We start from the raw sequence: 16,307 nt of genomic DNA on the forward strand, positions 1-16,307 counted from the left end.
CTAAATCTGATAAAATTCAATACAAATCAACAAGATAATAATTGGCACGCATTCTGCTCTCTAGTGGTCAACATCACGACTATTAAAACAATCACTGGAGAACCCAATATGTTCTGTATTCAATGTGAACAGACAATTCAAACCCCTGCTGTTAAAGGTTGTTCTTTTGCACAAGGTATGTGTGGTAAAACTTCTGAAGTATCTGACCTTCAAGACGTGTTGGTTTACACACTGCAAGGGGTTTCTTTTTGGGCATCAAAAGCACTTGAATTCAACATCATTAACGATGAAATCAACCAATGGGCACCAAAGGCATTTTTCTCTACATTGACGAACGTAAACTTTGACCCTGAACGTGTCCTAGAGCTAACTTCTCAAGCGGCAACGTACAAAGCATTGCTAAAAGAGCAAGTAATGTCTGCTGCAACACTCGCCGATACCGAAGTTGCTGACATCCCTGTTGTTTCTCACTTTGAGCTACCAAATAGCGCAGAAGCGATCTTAGCTTTTGCTCCTCAAGTTGCCGTTAACCGTGGTAAAGACCAAGTACATGAAGATGTGATTGGCCTGCGTCTACTTTGCCTATACGGCCTTAAAGGTGCAGCCGCGTACATGGAGCACGCACGTGTTCTTGAGCAAACCAACAACGATATCTATGCCGAATACCATGAAATCATGGCGTGGTTGGGCACAGACCCTGAAGATCTCGGCGAACTACTTGATTGCTCAATGCGCATCGGCCTGATGAACTACAAAGTGATGGAAATGCTCGACCAAGGTGAAACAATGACCTTCGGCCATCCAGAACCAACCACGGTGAACGTCAAGCCAGTAAAAGGCAAATGTATTCTTGTTTCTGGCCATGATTTGCATGACCTAGAAAAAATCCTGCAACAGACTGAAGGCAAAGGCATTAACGTTTATACCAACGGTGAAATGCTGCCTGCACACGGCTACCCTGAGCTGAAGAAATATCCTCATCTTGTCGGCAACTACGGCAGCGCATGGCAAAACCAACAGAAAGAATTCGCAAACTTCCCTGGCGCAATCGTAATGACGTCAAACTGCTTGTTGAATCCAAATGTGGGTCAATACGCAGACCGTTTATTCACTCGTAGTATTGTTGGCTGGCCTGGTGTGGCTCACATCGAAGGCGATGATTTTAGCCAAGTGATTGAATGTGCTCTAGCGCAAGATGGTTTCCAACACGATGAAATCGAACACCACATCACGGTTGGTTTTGGTCGAAATGCACTGATGAACGCCGCCCCTGCGGTTATCGACCAAGTGAAGCAAGGCAACATCAAGCACTTCTTCCTAGTCGGCGGTTGTGACGGCGATAAAGCGGAACGTAGCTACTACACCGATTTTACGGCTGAAGCACCAGAAGACACGCTAATCCTGACCTTGGCGTGTGGTAAGTTCCGCTTCAACAAGAATACGTTTGGCGATATCAACGGCATTCCTCGCCTATTGGATGTGGGCCAATGTAACGATGCTTACTCTGCAATCCAGCTTGCACTTGCACTGGCGAAAGAGTTTGACTGTGACATCAATGAACTGCCACTCACGCTTGTGCTTTCTTGGTTCGAGCAAAAAGCGATCGTTATCTTGCTAACGCTATTTGCATTGGGCGTGAAAGGCATTTACACAGGCCCTACTGCACCAGCATTCCTAACGCCAAACCTAATCGCCATCATCCAAGAGAAGTTCGATATGCGCAGTATTGGCAATGTTCAGGATGATCTAAAAGCCATCCTAGCAGCTTAATAAACTTGCTTGTTACGCGCCTCCTTACGCGGAGGCGCTATCTATTTCGAACCAAAAATAGCCACAACCAAAGAGATTGTTATGTTTTTTGAATGGCAAGGTAACCAACCCGTCACACTCCGTTGCATCGACAAATACTTCGAAACACACGACACCGTCAGCATAAAATTGGCCGAACTAACCGAATCACTTCTGTTTCAGTTTAAGCCTGGCCAGTTTATTAACTTGGGCGTCGAAATTGATGGAAAAATGGAGTTTCGTGCCTATTCAATCAGCTCGATCAATGAAGACGATCACCTTCAACTCACAATCAAACGAGTATCTGGCGGTAAAGTATCGAACTACATCGTTGACTCGCTGCTGCTCGGTGATACTGTTCAAGCATTACCACCAGCAGGCGAATTTAACTGCATCGACCATCCACCCGTGTTACGTGATGGCGAAACAAAAGCCTTGCTTATCAGTGCAGGTTGCGGCGTCACGCCCGTATTTTCGATGGCAAAGCACTGGCTGAGTAATCAAGATGAAAACGACAACGATGTGGACATCGCATTTCTTCATATTGCACGCAGCCCAGAAGAGACGATTTACTACGATCAGCTAGAAACGTTAGACGCCGTATATCCCAACTTCAATTTAAAGTTGTTGCTGAAAAACCGCGAAGGAACATCGCATCCACAAGGTCGTTTGAATGCCGACTGGCTTAAAGAGCTTGTTCCTGATTTCAAACAGCGCACCGTTTACCTGTGTGGTCCAAGCCAGTTTATGCAAGATGTTCACGGCTATTTGAATGACCTTGGTTTTGACATGACGAACTTCTACCAAGAGAGTTTTACGCCAGCGACTGGCGCAGAAACATCGGTCTCCGATGAAGTTGTTCGTGTTTCTGTTCCTGACTTTGCTCAAACCATCGATGCGCAAAAAGGTCAGGTACTGGCCGATGTGCTTGAAGGCGCAGGTTTACCATTAATCGTCGCTTGTCGTAGCGGCATTTGTGGCTCGTGCAAATGCAAGGTTCGTCAAGGCAGCATCTCTTCCACCAGCCTAGAAACATTAACGCCAGAAGAAATTGAACAAGGCTATGTGCTCGCCTGCTCATCAACCATCGAAGCGGATCTTGAAGTGCAGATTGGTTAGTTTTCCAAATACAAAAAAGCGCCGCGATACGTCTGTTTAGATGTTTCGCGGCGCTTTTTGTTTAATTTTTCTTCTATTGCGACAGAGAGTTTTTTAGCTGAATAGCAACACTTTCAATGCCGCTTCACTGTCCACGTCCGTAAACTCTGGTGGGTTATCCAGACGCTCACGGAATGTCAACTCTGGCGCTTCTTCTTTCATGCTTTCAATCAAGAAGTCGCTTGTCACAGATGGCGAGTTCACACATGCCATCACTTGACCGCCGTCTGCCAACAAATCCGGCAATCGACGTAGAATCTTTTTGTAATCTTTAGTCAGCGCAAAGCTGCCTTTCTGGAATGAAGGCGGATCGATGATAATCAAGTCATACTGACCAGATTTCTTAATCTTACCCCATGATTTAAAGATATCATGCCCCATAAAGCTTACCTGGTTGATGTTATGACCATTTAGCTTGTGGTTCTCACGGCCTTTAGACAACGACGCTTTCGCCATGTCGACGTTAATCACTTTATCTGCACCACCCGCAATGGCAGCGACAGAAAAGCCACACGTGTAAGCAAACAAGTTGAGCACATTTTTATGCTTCGCATTTTCGCGAACCCAATCACGACCGTAGCGCATGTCCAAAAACAGACCGAAGTTTTGGTTGCGGCCAATATCCAATTGGTATTTCAAACCGCTTTCTTCAACGACAGGGCGAGCGTCTAATTCACCGACAAGCACTTCTGAAGGCGCACCATCGGCATAACGGTGCTGAAGAACCATAGTGCGACCTTGCTTGTCTGCCCACAGTGGTGATAGTGCCAACGCATTGAGGCCGCTTTTCAGCTCAGCGAGAAACACGTCATCGACTTCTTTAAACAAGTTGATGATCAACTGACCTTGTAACCAGTCACAGGTGATTTGCTCTAGGCCCTCAAAACGACGACCACGACCATGAAACAGTCGACGAATTTCATTCGGAGCTTGCGCGAGCTCGGTTTCTAGATGCTGAAAAAACAGCGAAAGTTGTGATGCTTGCATCGAGTTCTCTTATTAGTTTTCTTTGTGACGGTTATTTGATCGTAGGCCAGTTCAGTTCCCAGGGGGAAAGCCAAGTATCCAAACCCTGAGAGACGATTTCACTGTGCCATTTGTTACCAAGCACTTTGTATTCTCGTGGATCGCAAACAAAGCGATATTGCTCATCTCGGTATTGGAAGCAAAGTGAAAATGCATGCAGGTAACCGCGATCAGCCTCATTGCCTGCATTGTAAATCGGGTCGCCAACAATACCTGAGCCAACCGATTTTAATGCCACGCGGATTTGATGCGTTTTACCAGTGTGTGGCTTACATAAAAATAGGCGCTCTCCGGACTCTGCCGCAAGAGAGAAAAACTGGGTGACGGCTGGGTTATTTTTGCTGTTGACCAGCTTCCATGATGAACGGCGCGAACGCTCCATATCACCAACGACCAAACCTTGTTTCTTTTTCGGCTTTTTAGAGCCAATCGCCAGATAGAACTTTTCCACTTGGCGGTCAGCAAAAGCTTGCGATAATGCACTGGCCGCTTTGGCGTTGCGTCCGAGGAGCAGAATACCCGATGTCATTTTATCCAAGCGATGGATAAGATAGAGCTGCTGATCACCACTCTGCTTAGCCACTTCTTGCAGCAGCATTGTGTCGCCATCGTCTTTATGAACAGAGACGTTGGGATGCTTATTGATGATCAGAAAATCGGGATGGGTATGTAGAATATCGAACATAAAAAACTGGCTCCACGTTTGGAGCCAGCAGTATACATAAGTTACCGGACAAAGCTATCGAGGCTTGCCCCCAAGGTCTTTGCTAAAGCTTCTTCGAGAAAATGCCAGCAAGACCAATGATTGCGATACCCAGCAGCATGATTTCACCTTTGCCACTATCAAAGCCAGACTTAATCCCCATGAAGGCAACAATAGCAATCGCAACAGGAATCAGGTATTTAACTAGGTTGTACCACAATCCAAATAACGGGAAGGATACTTCGCCGTCATTAGTGATCTCTTTTTCTAGCTCAGCACGGCTTAGGCGCCATCCAGCAAAGATACAAACCAACATACCACCAACCGCTAGGAAGATTTTGTCCGTTAGCAAGTCGAAGATATCAAAGGCACCTGTACCAAACAGCGTTGGCCCCATTCCACCTAACGATAGTGACGCAAAAATACATAATGCCGCCATAACTGCACTTGCAGACAGAACCGCGTTAGAGCGCTTCATGCCTTTCTCATCGATTAGGTAAGACACGACAACTTCCAATAGTGATACTGAAGAAGTTAATGCCGCCACCGTCAAGCCGATGAAAAATAGCAACGCGAATAGCAACCCAATCACACCGCCCATTTCAGCAAATAGTTGAGGAACGACAACGAATACAAGACCAGGGCCTGCCGCAGGCTCCATGCCAAAGGCAAACATTGCTGGGAACATAGCAACACCAGCAAGAATCGCTACACCAGTATCCATCGCTGTAACCATACCGGTTGTTTGAACTAGGTTCTCTTTCTTCTTCAGGTAAGAACCGTACGTCATCATACAACCCATACCTAAGCTAAGTGAGAAGAACGCCTGCCCTAGTGCAGCAAGAACTACGTTGCTGTCGACTTTAGAAAAGTCCGGCATGAATAAGAACTCAAGGCCAGCCATTGCACCTGGCAGCATCAAGCCTTTAACAGAAACAACGATTAGGATTAAGAACAGAAGCGGCATCAGAACCTTACCGGCTTTCTCAATACCACCCGAAATCCCTTTCATCACGATCATGACGTTAAGGAACAGGTAAACACCCATCCACATTAAAGGTTGAATCGGATCTGAGATGAAACCGCCAAAACTGTCGCCAATTGCTTCTGGCGCGCTGAGTAGACCACCGCCCACTTTAAAGATGTAGGCCAATGCCCAACCACCAACCACTGGGTAGAAGCCCATGATCAAAAGACCACTGAAGACTCCCATAACGCCAGTGAACGTCCAGCGTCGGTCAGTTGTTTTGAATGCACCTACGGCAGAAAGACCTGTCTTACGACCAATAGCGAACTCTGTCAGCATCACGCTAAAGCCGATAAAAATTACAAAGATAAGATAGATAGCAACGAATGCACCGCCGCCACTCTCACCTGCTGTGTAAGGGAATTTCCATATATTGCCTAAACCGACAGCGGAACCCGCTGCTGCCATTACGAAGCCTAGTTTAGACCCCCACGTATCACGTGGTGCTGCTGTATTAGTTGTAGCCACGCTTTTTCTCCAGAATTAGTTTGTTGTGTATGCATAGAGATAGGCGTCTAAAAAGTTTATGTAAAAATTATTGTACACTTATAAAATAAGCGTTCGACGCACTATGTCTAGAAAGTAAAGCAGCTCCCCTTTAAAATTGGAACCCCAAAAAAGTACATTTATCGCACAAGTGTCGAGTTACGCAGGTTAAATGCTGCTTTTTTGTTCAAAAGTTAAAGAATGACCTTATTTTTCACATTAAAATAACAGAATCAGCTGTTATGAAATTCGTTCCTCATATAAGGTCAATCCCACGTCTAAATGGGAAATCTATTCCCCCAACCCACTTTTATGCTTAATATCCTAGAAGGGCATATTACTCTGAGCGTATATGGACAAGTTTTATCACTTTCTTACTTTAGCTGGCATCGGGCTATATTGGTTACTGGTCGCAGGTGTGACCATTCGTGTCGTTTTAAAGCGCCGTGCAGTGAGCGTGTCTTTAGCTTGGCTAATGATCATTTATATCCTTCCCGTTCTGGGTGTCGCATGTTATTTCCTCTTCGGTGAACTGAACTTAGGCAGAAAGCGAGCCGAACGTGCGAAAGAGATGTTTACACCATTCGAGAAGTGGTTCAGTCAGCTTAACGACTGTAACGCGCACAACCCAGAAACGATGGGAAGGCACATCTACCGAATTGATGAACTTTGTAACAACCGCCTTGGTCTTCCCGCATTGAGCGGTAATACATTGTCGCTGCAACAGTCACCTAATGAGATTTTGCATTCCATTATTGAAGACATCGAAAACGCGCAGAGCAGTATTCGAATGGTATTCTACATTTGGCATCCAGGTGGTTTGGCTGACTCTGTGGCTTCTGCGCTTATTCAAGCGGCTAAACGCGGCGTAGATGTCAAACTATTGCTCGATTCAGCAGGTAGCCCGCGTTTTTTCAGAAGTCCTTGGTATCGAATGATGCAGGATGCTGGAATTGAAGTTATTCAAGCGTTAGAAGTGAAGATGTGGCGTATTTTCTTACGTCGTCTTGATCTTCGCCAACATCGCAAGATCATCGTAATTGATGATGAAATTGCTTATACAGGTTCAATGAACTTGGTTGACCCGGCTTACTTCAAGCAAAATAGTGGCGTTGGGCATTGGGTGGACATCATGGTTCGCATTACGGGACCAACGGTAAACGTATTGAGTGCCATCCACTGTTGGGATTGGGAAGTCGAAACTGGCGAACGTCATTTACCAAGACTACCTGAATGCAAGATCGATGAGAGTGAATTCCAACACCCTATTCAGGTTGTGCCTTCTGGCCCAGGTATGCCGGAATATCTGATCTATCAAGTATTAACATTGGCAATAAACCAAGCCAATCGCTCGGTACGAATCACAACACCATATTTCGTGCCCAATGCTGATTTACTCGAAACGTTAAAGATGACAGCACAACGAGGCATTGACGTTGAACTCATTATTCCACATAAAAATGACTCTATGATGGTGCAATGGGCGTCACGCGCTTTTTATAGTGAACTCTTGAGTGCAGGGGTCAAGATTTATGAGTTTTATGGTGGTTTGCTGCATACAAAATCTGTCGTAATTGACGACCAATTCTGTTTAGTTGGCACCGTAAACATGGATATGCGCAGCTTGTGGCTGAACTTCGAAGTGACCCTCGCCGTTGATGACGAAGAGTTCACCAAGCAAATGTCTTGGTTACAAGATAGCTATATTAAGCAATCTCACACTGTTGTATTGGAAGAATGGGAGAAAAGGAGCCTATTTTCTCGGTTCTTAGAGCGAGTGTTCTATCTCTTCAACCCACTCCTCTAATACCTCAAATACACCGACTAAAAAACCTCCAGCGCTACATGCATCCTGCTGGAGGTTTGTTCTTTTAGCTCCTTATCTACACGATACCTCTCGACATCATTACCTGTTCATCTTGGCTGTTATTGGCTGATAGTCGACTTTTCCCTTGCATAACCTACGTCGTCCATGTTTTAAATATTCAAAACCGCAATATTTAAGACAGGGAACTTTTATGTCAGAGGGAAAAAAAACCAAACTCATTACCGCTGGCCGCGATAAAAAGTGGACAAATGGTGTTGTAAACCCACCCGTTCAACGCGCTTCAACCGTGGTATTCAATACCGTTGCAGAAAAGAACCAAGCCACCATTAATCGTGCAAACAAAACATTGTTTTATGGTCGCCGAGGCACCAACACGCACTTTGCTTTCCAAGACGCAATGGTTGAGATTGAAGGTGGAGCTGGTTGCGCGCTTTACCCTTGTGGAACGGCAGCAATTTCAAACGCCATCCTCTCTTTCGTTGAAACTGGCGATCACATTCTAATGGTGGACACTTGTTACGAACCAACTCGTGACTTTTGTAACACCATCATGAAGAAGATGGGTATCGAAACCACCTATTATGACCCAATGATCGGTGAAGGTATCCGAGACTTGATTCAGCCGAATACCAAAGTCCTTTTCTTGGAATCTCCTGGTTCAATAACCATGGAAGTCCAAGATGTACCTACATTAGCGCGCATTGCCCACGAGCAAGATATCATCGTGATGCTTGACAACACATGGGGAGCTGGCGTGAACTTCTCTCCTTTCGAGCATGGCGTAGACATTTCCATTCAAGCGGCGACTAAGTATATCGTTGGACATTCAGATGTCATGCTAGGTACTGCTGTGGCTTCTGAAAAGTATTGGGATCAGCTTCGTGAACAAAGCTACCTGATGGGTCAGTGCGTTTCTCCTGACGACGCATACCTAGGTCTTCGAGGTATTCGCACGTTGGATGTTCGCCTAAGACAGCACGCAGAAAGCAGTTTAAAAGTCGCTCAGTGGCTCGCTTCTCGCCCAGAAGTTGATCATGTCCGCCATCCAGCTTTAGAAACAAGCCCTGGCCATGAGTTTTTCAAACGAGACTTCACAGGTGGAAACGGCTTGTTTTCATTTGTTCTCAAAACGTCTTATCCAAAAGCGACGACGGCTCTGCTTGATGGTATGAAACACTTCAGTATGGGTTACTCTTGGGGCGGTTATGAAAGCCTCATTCTAGCTAACGAACCTAAGAGCTTTAACAGCCTGAGAACCGTAGCTCACCCACACTTTGAAGGTACTTTGGTTCGTATTCATATTGGCTTAGAAGACGTAAATGACTTGATCGCTGATTTAGAGGCTGGTTTTGCGCGTTATAATGCCTTAATGCTTGAAAAAGAAGCCTCCCTATAACAATGATTGAATCGCCCTGCATTGCGGGGCGTTTTTATAAGCCCCTGACTTAATTAGAATTAACTAACATTCACCCGAACCATTAATTAATGTTAATCATTTGTGTTGTTTTTCAATTGAGCAGTCACAGAATGAAATAATGTGCCACAAATAGGCTTTCCAAATTTAGAGTTTCTCTCCTACTTTTTATCATTCATAAGAGGTCATACCACAAGGAGATAGTTTTGAAACTCAAATTTATAGCGCTAATGCTTTTTACCTTAGTTACCGTCCCAATAACCTCCGTATACGCTGCAACAGGTTATACCCAAACCAAGTATCCGATTGTTCTGGTTCACGGTTTGTTTGGTTTTGATACCCTGGCAGGCGTTGATTACTTTTTCGGAATACCACATTCCTTAACAAAAGATGGCGCTACGGTTTATGTTGCACAGGTATCCGCGACCAATAGCAGCGAAGTTCGAGGGGAGCAACTGCTTGCTCAAGTCGAAACCTTACTTGCAGCAACAGGCGCAGAGAAAGTCAATCTCATTGGTCACAGTCATGGTGGTCCAACAACGCGCTATGTTGCCTCTGTCCGTCCTGACCTAGTCGCATCAGTTACGAGTATAGGAGGCGTTAATAAAGGGTCTAAAGTGGCAGATTTAGTTCGTGGCACCGTATCTGAGGGTTCGGGTAGTGAGCAGCTCGCGGTAAAACTGGCGCAAGGCTTAACTACTCTTATTAATCTTCTATCAGGTGGTTCTGATCTCGACCAAGACCCTTTAGCCTCACTAGCAGCATTAACCACGGAAGGATCATTAGCGTTTAACCAACACTACCCGGAGGGAGTCCCTACCAGTGAATGTGGTAATGGTGACTTGCTGGCTTCAAATGGCGTTTATTACTACTCATGGACCGGATCATCCACTTTTACAAACGTTTTCGATCCGACCGATGCTGCCATGATGGTACTTGGCTTAGCCTTTGATGGGCCAAATGATGGCTTAGTTGGTGCGTGCAGCACACATTTGGGCAAAGTCATACGTGATGATTATCAAATGAACCATTTGGATGAAATTAACGGCCTACTCGGTATTCATCATCTTTTTGAAACCGATCCAGTCACGCTTTATCGCCAACATGCAAATCGTCTCAAACTTCAAGGTTTATAAGAGGTAATCACAATGAAGAAAGTCGCTCTCACCACTTTTATCCTGCTCTCGATATTTGGCGTGGGAGCGCTTTCTCTGTTGCAAAGCGACAAACAACAAGAGATAACCTCTAACCATTCGCCATCTCAGCAAGATATAGCCGCCGATGTCTCTTCCCCAAAAGACTTCTTCGAATATTCTCTTAGCCGGCTGGGCGAAGAAGATCTCGATACGATCAAAGCGGAAGTCAATGATGACACTTTAGCAAAACAAACTCTGAATATTGATGCCAAACTTTTTCAAACCTACCTTTCCTACAAGCGAGCACTCTCTGCACTAGAGCCTTTTGAGCACAACCACCTAACGCTTGAACAGTTAACCATGCTGAATGAGGCAATACTGAACTTACAGCTTCAATACTTTAACGAGGTGCAGATAACCCGATTGTTTGACGAAGAAAACCGACTTCGCCAGCTTGCATTAGAAAAGCTGACGATCAAAAAACAGGCATCGGATATCGAGAGTCAGACCCACCTTCTCAATCAAGCGTTATCAGAACAACCGGATTACATACGAGAAAGTGAACGCAATAACGCATTAGCAGAGCAGCTCGAGCAAGCTTCTCAGCTTGATTCACAAGATAAGTACATCGCCCGTGTTGCTCTGGTAGGAGATGCCGGAGCGCAGAGGCTGCAAAAGCTTGATGAGCAAAGAGCATCATTTGAGACTCAACTCGCCACTTACTTAAAGCAGCGTCAAAATATTCTGAATAGGGATTTTCTAGGGCAAGACGAAAAACAGGCAGAAATCATTGCTTTAAGAAAACAAAGCTTCGATGCCACTCAATGGCGTCGAATCGAAGCTTTGGAACGTATTCATGATAGCCAGAACTAACAACATTAGCTTAATAGCCAAACGTTACTTATTCTGCTTTTTAGGACATCCAACGATATGGTCATCCACCATGCCGACGGCTTGCATGAAAGCATAACAGATGGTTTCACCGACAAACTTGAAGCCTTTCTTTTTTAGGAATTTACTCATGGCTTTGGATTGCTCTGTCGAAACTGGCACGTCACTCATATGTTGCCATTGATTAATGATTGGTTCGCCGTCCACGAACTGCCACAACGCGTCTGATAAACTTCCGTATTCAGCAATTAACGCTTTGGCCGCTTTGGCATTACTGAAAACCGAGTTAATCTTTCCGCGATGCCTCACAACATCGAAGTTTTCCATGATGTATTCAGCGCGTTCTTCATTTCTTTGTTCCAACGCATCTAGGTCGTAGTTCTCGAACGCTTCTCTGTAACCTTCGCGCTTTTTAAGGATGGTGATCCAACTAAGACCAGCTTGCGCACCTTCCAAAGTAATAAATTCAAACAGGACTTGGTCGTCATATACTGGCACGCCCCATTCGGAATCATGATATTCGCGCTCTAATGGGTGATTCATCGCCCACGCACACGTTTTTTGTTCTGTCATTATTCTTCCTTAAAAAGCGCCTCTAACTGATGAGCTAGAGGCGCGATATTTTTCATCGTTATATCAGTAGCACTAAGCCTGTTTCGGTACTGCCACTTTATGGAACAAACGATACAACACTGGCACGACAATCAGTGTCAGGACTGTCGCAAAACCCAAACCAAACATAATCGTAACCGCCATTGGTTTGAAGAAAATATCTGGCAACAGTGGGATCATACCAAGGATCGTCGTGATAGCAGCCATACAAACGGGACGGACGCGACTTACCGCAGCATCAACGACCGCGTCATAAGCCTCTTTACCGGACTTCATTTCAATTTCAATTTGGTCCAGTAATACGATGCCATTTTTGAGCACCATTCCCGATAAGCTTAAGAAGCCGAGCAATGCCATAAAACCAAACGGCGTGTTGAGCGCCAACAAACCGGTAGTGACACCAATTAACGCCAGCGGCACGGTAAGCCAAACAATGAGTGGCTCTTTGATAGAGTTAAATAGGAATACAGTGATCAAGAACATGAACAAGTACCCCATTGGCATGGTAGTAAACAGCGACTCTTGAGCATCACCAGAAGATTCGTATTCACCACCCCACTCTAGTGAATAGCCAGGAGGCATTTGAATCGCTTCGATTTGGGGCTGTAAACGTTTTTGCAACGTCGATGCGGTTTCTTCACCTAGAATATCAGGGTCTGCCATCACAGTGAGCATACGCTTACGGTTCTTACGTACGATGATAGGATCCTCCCAACGCATGTCGTAACCCATTGTGACTTGTTGAAGTGGGATAAACTCACTCTGTGCTGGACTCCATATTTTCATGCCTTCGATGTTACGAATATCAATGCGCTCATCTTCTGGTAAACGAGCCACGATAGGCATGAGCGTCGTGCCGTCTCGGTATAAGCCTATCGTCATTCCAGAGAATGACATGGACAAGAAATCATCGACGTCCGATTTGGTAATGCCATAGCGACGTGCCTGACTCTCATTAAACTGAGGCTCAAGAACTTGGGTTCGTTCACGCCAATCATGCCTGATATTTGTTGCCTGAGGATCGGCGTACATGATGTCCTTGACCTGAGCGGCTATCGTACGAAGGACGGTTGGATCAGAGCCAATAATGCGCGCTTCAATTTTTGCACCACCACCAGGGCCTAACTCAATCTGTTTGAGCTTGTAATTGATTTCTGGGTAGTTGGCTTTTAAATACTCTCGAAACTTCGCCATTAATGGTTTTAACGCTTCGTAGTTTTCCATACGAGTGGTTATCTCACCATAAGCCGCATAACTTTTCTCTGGCGCGTACGTTAACATGAAGCGCTGTAAGCCTTTACCCGCGGTCGTCGTGATATGGTCAACATGCTCTTGCTTAGCTAACCAACTTTCTAACTCTTTAAGCGTTGTGTTAGTTGCTCGAATATCAGTTCCTTCTGGCATCCATACATCTAACTGAAAAATCGGCGTTGTCGAAGATGGGAAAAACGCTTGCTTCACAAAGGTGAACCCGTAAACACTTGCCGCTAATCCCGCAATCAGCACCACAACGGTAAACCAAGCACGACGCATACAAAACTGAAGAAACTTTTTATAAATAACGAAAATAACCCCGTTATATGGATCATTTTCTTCCCCTTCACCTTGTTTAATCTTCTGGCCTTTAAAGAAGATATCAGCAAAGAATGGTGTCAACGAGATAGCGGTAAACCAGCTCAACATTAAAGAGATCAGCAGAACCGTAAATAAAGTGCCACAGTATTCGCCCGTCGAGTCTTCAGACAGTCCAATTGGCGCAAATGCAGTTACCGCAATCACAGTTGCCCCAAGTAATGGCCACTTTGTTTGGGTAACAATGTCGGTCGCTGCTTGGAGTCGAGTTCGCCCTTTTTGAGTACCAATCAAAATCCCCTCAACCACGACGATTGCATTGTCCACCAGCATACCCAATGCGATAACCAAGGCACCTAATGAAATCCGCTGTAAATCTATCGCGAGATACTTCATGAAAATGAACGTACCCAGCACCGTCAGCAGCAAGATTAAACCGATAAGTAGCCCAGAACGTAGCCCCATAAAGAACAGAAGTACGATAATGACGATACCGACAGCTTGAGCCAAGCTGACAACAAAACCGCTAACCGATTTATCCACCTCTTTAGGCTGACTGTAAATTTCCGAGATTTCGATACCGACAGGTTGTTGGTACTTTAGCTCGGCAAGGCGATGATCAAATGCTTTTCCGACTTCAACGACGTTGACGCCTTCAGCAAAAGAAACGCCGACGTTTAGTGCAAGACTTCCGTTAAAATTAATAATATTACTCGGTACTTCTACATACCCGCGTTTTATTTCCGCCACATCTTTCAAGAAAATGAGCCCCTGAGCGCCCGACTCAGTAATCAACAAATCACCCAGCTCCTCCACACTCTGGAACTCGCCAGTCGGCTGAATTCTGATGTACTCGTCACCAATTCTGATCGCCCCTGCGTCAGAAACCACGTTTTGCGTCGAAAGAAGATTAAACACGGTATCCGGAGCAAGACCTATACTGCTCAGCTTTTTCATCGATACTTCGATGAAAACTTGTTCTTGCTGTTGCCCGGATACCGAAACTTTACTCACGCCATCAACCAGTTCGAGCTCTCGGCGTAAGTAATCGACGTAATCCAGTAGCTCTTTATAGCTATAACCGTCGCCAGTCACCGCTAACAAAATCCCGTAAACATCACCAAAATCATCGATCACTTGAGGTTCATTCACACCTGGAGGCAACGTCCCTTTAAGGTCGTTCACTTTACGGCGTAACTCATCCCAGATTTGTGGCAGATCATCAGGGCCATAATTGTTCTTCATCGTGACCGTGATTTGAGATAAGCCTCGGCTAGAAATCGAATTCACTTCATCAACATAAGTAAGCTGCTGAATCGCTTTTTCGATTGGATACGTCACTTCTTCTTCGACTTGTTGCGGTGTCGCACCAGAGTAAGAGGTCACTACCATCGCATCTTTAATAGTAAAAGCAGGGTCCTCAAGACGCCCTAAACCAAAGAATGCGGCGATACCACCAATCAAAAATATCAATGCAACCATCCAACTGATGACGCGATTTCGGATGAAGTACGCAGCAATACCGGTCACATCATCATCACTTTGAGGCACTGATTTATTAAGATCGCTCATAGACCGGCCTCCTGCGTAGCCATTTCCTGTATCACTTCCACTTTCATGCCATCCCTTAATCGAGAAACACCGGCAATCACAACTTTGTCTTTGAGCATGAGACCATCAAGGATTTGAATGGACGTTTTAGATGCCTTACCTGCTCGCACCTGTTTGCGCGATACCGTATTGTCGTCATTCAGTACCCAAACAAATTTGTTTTCGCGCCCCAGCTCGTCACCATCCGCATTAAAAATGGCTTCGATAGGGACATTAATTCCTAGGTTGAGATCAAGCCCAACATTCTCGTCTTTAGACGTTACTTCAACAGCCATCCCATCTAGGATGTACTCTTCTTCCGGCATAGGAAGCGACAGTGTGACAGTAAACGTACCTGTTGTTGGGTCGGGTTCGGTTGTAAATTCTTTTACCGTCGCGTTATATTCGTTACCACTGGGCACGCGCACTAATGCTTTGATCGCGGTAAGCCTTTCTTCCGTTGGCGGTTGGTTCACATAGAGTCGGTCAGGAAGCTGAATCAACACTTCGACTCGCTCCAAGCTGTGAATATTAACGATATGCTGTCCGACTTGAACATTTTCGAATTGGTCGATATTAACTCGCGAAATAATCCCATCCACGGGCGCTTTTAAGGCAGTAAATGATAGACGAAGTTTGGCTAACTGAAGCTCAGCTAAGGCGATTTGTCGTTGTGCTGCAATTTCATCAAACTGAGACTTAGCTAATAGGCCTTTATCGACCAAAGGGCGTGAGCGGCGATACTGACTGTCGACAACAGAAAAACGCGCACTCGCATTATCTACATCCAACTCATAGTCAGTGGGATCTAGTGTTGCAATAACATCACCCTTCGTGACTTTGTCGCCCTCTTTTACCATGATGCTGCTGACTTCTCCTGCCACTCTGAAGCTCAAATGAGAGCGATCCGCTGCATTCGCAACCGCAGGGAAGTACAAGTTGTCATCCACCTTGCTTCCCGCTAATGACGTAACTCTAACTCGTGGCGTTTCGAGCTCTTTTTCTGGCGCCTTATCCCCACAGCCAACGAGAAAAAGCGTTGAAAGTAAAGTCGCTAGAGAGATGATTCCTTTCAT

12 protein-coding genes are annotated in these 16,307 nt (G+C 45.4%); 6 read left to right on the forward strand and 6 right to left on the reverse strand.

All coding sequences use genetic code 11. The annotated features are described in order from the left end of the window. Nucleotides 1-108 precede the first annotated feature (108 nt). Complete coding sequence (gene hcp / locus R7Q46_RS05735) at nt 109-1,770, forward strand: hydroxylamine reductase (RefSeq protein WP_262652498.1); 1,662 nt, start codon at nt 109-111, stop codon at nt 1,768-1,770. A gap of 81 nt (nt 1,771-1,851) precedes the next feature. Then, entirely contained in the window at nt 1,852-2,907 is a 1,056-nt protein-coding gene (locus R7Q46_RS05740) for a hybrid-cluster NAD(P)-dependent oxidoreductase (protein ID WP_005386701.1), read from the forward strand. 93 nt (nt 2,908-3,000) lie between these two features. Here R7Q46_RS05740 and R7Q46_RS05745 read toward each other — a convergent pair whose 3' ends face one another. The 3 genes from R7Q46_RS05745 to R7Q46_RS05755 all read right to left on the reverse strand — a co-directional run bounded on the left by R7Q46_RS05745 (nt 3,001) and on the right by R7Q46_RS05755 (nt 6,110). Further along, nucleotides 3,001-3,933: a class I SAM-dependent methyltransferase gene (locus R7Q46_RS05745; protein ID WP_005386703.1), complete on the reverse strand. Its 933-nt coding sequence runs from the start codon at nt 3,931-3,933 to the stop codon at nt 3,001-3,003. A gap of 31 nt (nt 3,934-3,964) precedes the next feature. Next, nucleotides 3,965-4,657 (reverse strand): TIGR01621 family pseudouridine synthase, encoded by a 693-nt coding sequence (locus R7Q46_RS05750; protein WP_213871572.1) that lies wholly within the window; start codon nt 4,655-4,657, stop codon nt 3,965-3,967. An 82-nt stretch (nt 4,658-4,739) separates the two neighbouring features. After that, nucleotides 4,740-6,110, reverse strand: coding sequence for a sodium-dependent transporter (locus R7Q46_RS05755; protein WP_042522154.1), 1,371 nt, complete (start codon nt 6,108-6,110; stop codon nt 4,740-4,742). A 430-nt stretch (nt 6,111-6,540) separates the two neighbouring features. On the opposite strand from R7Q46_RS05755, the gene cls reads away from it, so the two are divergent. The 4 genes from cls to R7Q46_RS05775 all read left to right on the forward strand — a co-directional run bounded on the left by cls (nt 6,541) and on the right by R7Q46_RS05775 (nt 11,439). After that, entirely contained in the window at nt 6,541-7,995 is a 1,455-nt protein-coding gene (gene cls, locus R7Q46_RS05760; RefSeq protein ID WP_005378105.1) for a cardiolipin synthase, read from the forward strand. Between the two features lie 211 nt (nt 7,996-8,206). Continuing rightward, nucleotides 8,207-9,412 (forward strand): cystathionine beta-lyase, encoded by a 1,206-nt coding sequence (locus R7Q46_RS05765; RefSeq protein WP_042522027.1) that lies wholly within the window; start codon nt 8,207-8,209, stop codon nt 9,410-9,412. A gap of 248 nt (nt 9,413-9,660) precedes the next feature. Beyond that, a complete protein-coding gene (locus tag R7Q46_RS05770; RefSeq protein WP_017820863.1) occupies nt 9,661-10,566 on the forward strand; it encodes an esterase/lipase family protein in 906 nt (301 codons plus the stop codon). Nucleotides 10,567-10,578: 12 nt separating this feature from the next. Next, nucleotides 10,579-11,439 (forward strand): lipase secretion chaperone, encoded by an 861-nt coding sequence (locus R7Q46_RS05775; RefSeq protein ID WP_225495554.1) that lies wholly within the window; start codon nt 10,579-10,581, stop codon nt 11,437-11,439. A gap of 24 nt (nt 11,440-11,463) precedes the next feature. Here R7Q46_RS05775 and R7Q46_RS05780 read toward each other — a convergent pair whose 3' ends face one another. The 3 genes from R7Q46_RS05780 to R7Q46_RS05790 all read right to left on the reverse strand — a co-directional run bounded on the left by R7Q46_RS05780 (nt 11,464) and on the right by R7Q46_RS05790 (nt 16,307). Beyond that, entirely contained in the window at nt 11,464-12,030 is a 567-nt protein-coding gene (locus tag R7Q46_RS05780; RefSeq protein WP_213871570.1) for a DNA-3-methyladenine glycosylase I, read from the reverse strand. A 72-nt stretch (nt 12,031-12,102) separates the two neighbouring features. After that, nucleotides 12,103-15,213 (reverse strand): efflux RND transporter permease subunit VmeI, encoded by a 3,111-nt coding sequence (vmeI, locus tag R7Q46_RS05785; RefSeq protein WP_005387638.1) that lies wholly within the window; start codon nt 15,211-15,213, stop codon nt 12,103-12,105. Next, entirely contained in the window at nt 15,210-16,307 is a 1,098-nt protein-coding gene (locus R7Q46_RS05790; protein WP_205460897.1) for an efflux RND transporter periplasmic adaptor subunit, read from the reverse strand. The genes vmeI and R7Q46_RS05790 overlap by 4 nt, the downstream gene beginning before the upstream one ends.

The sequence above is a fragment of the Vibrio sp. 811 genome, assembly GCF_033339195.1.